This is a genomic window from Endozoicomonas sp. SESOKO4 (genome assembly GCF_024606275.1).
Map to the genome: position 1 here is coordinate 1 of NZ_JAHHPS010000295.1, position 2,808 is coordinate 2,808.

At 47.3% G+C, this 2,808-nt stretch carries 4 protein-coding genes; 2 read left to right on the forward strand and 2 right to left on the reverse strand.

Features of this window, described 5'->3' with window-relative positions; all coding sequences use genetic code 11:
• The coding region (locus KDK16_RS05550; RefSeq protein ID WP_257275056.1) for an amidohydrolase family protein at positions 1-691 on the reverse strand (691 nt) is incomplete at its 3' end.
• A 295-nt stretch (positions 692-986) separates the two neighbouring features.
• On the opposite strand from KDK16_RS05550, the gene KDK16_RS05555 reads away from it, so the two are divergent.
• Positions 987-1,349: a hypothetical protein gene (locus tag KDK16_RS05555; protein ID WP_257275057.1), complete on the forward strand. Its 363-nt coding sequence runs from the start codon at positions 987-989 to the stop codon at positions 1,347-1,349.
• A gap of 198 nt (positions 1,350-1,547) precedes the next feature.
• Positions 1,548-2,474, forward strand: a complete 927-nt coding sequence (locus KDK16_RS05560) for a patatin-like phospholipase family protein (RefSeq protein ID WP_257275058.1) — start codon at positions 1,548-1,550, stop codon at positions 2,472-2,474.
• A 136-nt stretch (positions 2,475-2,610) separates the two neighbouring features.
• On the opposite strand, the gene KDK16_RS05565 is transcribed toward KDK16_RS05560, so the two are convergent.
• The coding region (locus KDK16_RS05565; protein WP_257275059.1) for a hypothetical protein at positions 2,611-2,808 on the reverse strand (198 nt) is incomplete at its 5' end.

Below are 2,808 nucleotides of genomic sequence, written 5' to 3' on the forward strand. Positions count from 1 at the left end.
GTTCCAGTGCCAGAGAGGCCACTGTCTCTACGAACCGGGATTGTTCGTCGTCTATTTCGTCGCAGTGAATATCGATCAGGCTGTCGTATTTTTCTGCAAGGTCAAAGACAGTATTAAGAGAGTTCAGAGCATATTCACGGGTGTATTCAAAATGGGGAATGCCTCCTACAGCGTCGCAGCCGAGTTTCATAGCTTCTTCGAGAAGCTCTGAACCTTCAGGAAAAGACGGGATTCCTTCTTGGGGAAAAGCGACCAGTTGGATGTCAATGAGATCTTTAACGTCCTCTTTCAACTCGAGCAAAGCATGAACGGCAGTGAGGTCCGGGTCGGTAGTATCGACATGACTGCGAACGTGCTGAACGCCCTGGCCTACATACCAGGACAGTGCTTTTTTTGCTCGTTGCCTGACGTCGTCGTGTGTCAGTATTTTTTTGCGCTGAGACCAGTTCTGAATCCCCTCAAACAGGGTGCCGCTACGATTCCAGACCGGTTCACCTGCCGTCAGGCAGGTATCCAGATGGACATGAGGATCAATGAAGGGGGGCAATGCCAGCTTACCACCGGCATCAAAACTATCGGTGTCAGGCTGGCGTTGTGTGCCAGTGACAGTGATGCTGAGAATTTTACCCTGATCAAAAAGGATATCAAACAGACCTTCCTGTTGATGCAGGCGCACATTTTCAAGACGCATGATTTACCTCAGTCTGCTTTTACTGGAAGAGGGTGTTTTTCTAGAATAAAACAGGACAGTCAGAGGCTACAAGTACACCGTACAGTAAAGCAATACCTGCCAGGTACCTCTGCAAGAACAAACCCCTGTATAAACATGACTTCAGAGTTATCGGCCACCTATTCCCCCTTTCATATCAAGCTTTGTCTCGAAATTGTTCCCTACAGAGAGGTAATACTTTGATCTAATTGTGAGATGTGAACCCAATCCCTATGGTTAATGTATTGAAGCAAAGTCTTATGATAAGGATGTTAATATGATCTTAGAAAAACTTTGCGGTCAAAACTGGCCTGCCCATTTAAGAACAAGCTCAGATTGCTCGGTCAATACTGCTACCCAGGATGACTCAGGAAGGTTTCGAGCCCGAAAGGTAAGTAGCTGTCAAGTTGAAGAGAATTTAATATCAAAGAGTGTATCTGACATAACATTCCGATCCGCCGCCAGAGGCTTGGTTAATATTTCTAAAAGCATGGCTGCTGCCGCTAATTCTTGTGGAAGATTACCTGACCGAAAGGTAAAAGCAGTGGCAATAAGTGCTGAATTCGCTATCAAGCTGACAATGAAGTTAGTAGTTCAGCCAAAAGCTACTTATTATTTAAAAATGGCCGCAAAAGCATGATATAAAGGGCATCCATCCGGTCATCGGTTGAGATTCAGGTCATTCCTCAAGGGAAAGGTAGAGACACAGAGGCATATCCTGCTGATTCACGTTAAACATTATTGCGAGTAAGAGAAAAGTATCAGTGTGCTATAGACCTCAGGTCTGAGAGGGTTCATTCTATTGCCCAACGCAAGCAACTCACAGGACACAAGAGCAATGACAAAAAGAGTAGCTCTGGTCTTAGGCAGTGGTGGAGCCCGGGGTTATGCCCATGTCGGGGTAATTCGTGAGCTGGAAGCCAGAGGGTACAAAATTACGGCAATAGCCGGTGCTTCCATGGGCGCACTGATCGGTGGTCTCTGGGCCACGGGTAAACTGAATGAGTATTGTCAATGGGCAGAAACCCTTGATTCGTTCGAGATTATCCGTTTGCTGGATATTTCTTTGGGGCGTCCAGGTGTCATAAAGGGTGATCGCCTGTTTGAACGCATGCGCGACATTATCGGCGACTGCCGAATAGAAGACTTGCCGATTCCCTATACAGCCGTAGCTACCAGTTTGACCAATCGCAAGGAAGTCTGGTTCCAGCGGGGTGATCTGGTGACAGCTATTCGTGCTTCATGTGCCATTCCTTCTTTGTTCAGTCCAGTAGAAATGCATGGTCAGGTGCTGGTAGATGGTGGCGTGCTTAATCCTTTGCCAATGGCACCTGCGGGATCAGCTCTGGCCGATATGGTGGTAGCTGTTGACCTGCTGGCTAATCCTTTTCAGAAAAATGAGGAGGTTGAAGAGGGAGAAAAGGGCAAAAAATCCATTTTTGACGGTCTTATTGACAAGCTTGTAGGTGTTAATGAGAGTAAGAAATCCCAAGATGAACTCAGTGCTTCCATGAGCCTGATGGAAATTTCCAACCAATCCATGGAAGTGATGCAGGAGTCTCTTTCCCGATACAAAATGGCGGGCTATCAGCCAGACGTCCTGGTCAACGTGCCTCGTAATATCTGTCAATTCTACGAATTTCACCGTTTTAACGAGATTGCAGCTGTGGGTAGGCAATTGGCTATTGAAGCTCTGGATCAGTGGGAATCCCGTCATCGGGCTGGGCTCGACCTTCTTGTCGAGGCAGAGCCTTCCTCTTTGTGATAAAAACTCAACACATTACTAAGGCTTAATGAACTTCAGGATGGCTTCTGATTATTTCTGGTGTCTGAGGACATAAAAAGTTGGTTGGCAGGCATTGGCGGGTGTGCTTATTGACGGTGATCTTCCCGCACCTGTTCTATATCTTTTTGCCAGCGCTGAACCGTGCGTATCGCCAGGTGAGCGCAGTACAGGCTTTCACTTTACGTGCACCCTGTGAAACAGCTCTCTGGATTAAAGCAACGGTTTCCTTGCGATCAGGGAGAGGGATCAATCGTCCCCGCGCCCTCCCCAGATCGCGTTTGCCTTTTTTGTCAGAACCAGCAGTGCTGTGTTT

Coding starts and splice junctions, on each gene's coding strand:
- KDK16_RS05560 (WP_257275058.1), top strand. CDS start 1,548: ATGACAAAAAGAGTAGCTCTGGTCTTAGGCAGTGGTGGAGCCCGGGGT.
- KDK16_RS05555 (WP_257275057.1), top strand. CDS start 987: ATGATCTTAGAAAAACTTTGCGGTCAAAACTGGCCTGCCCATTTAAGA.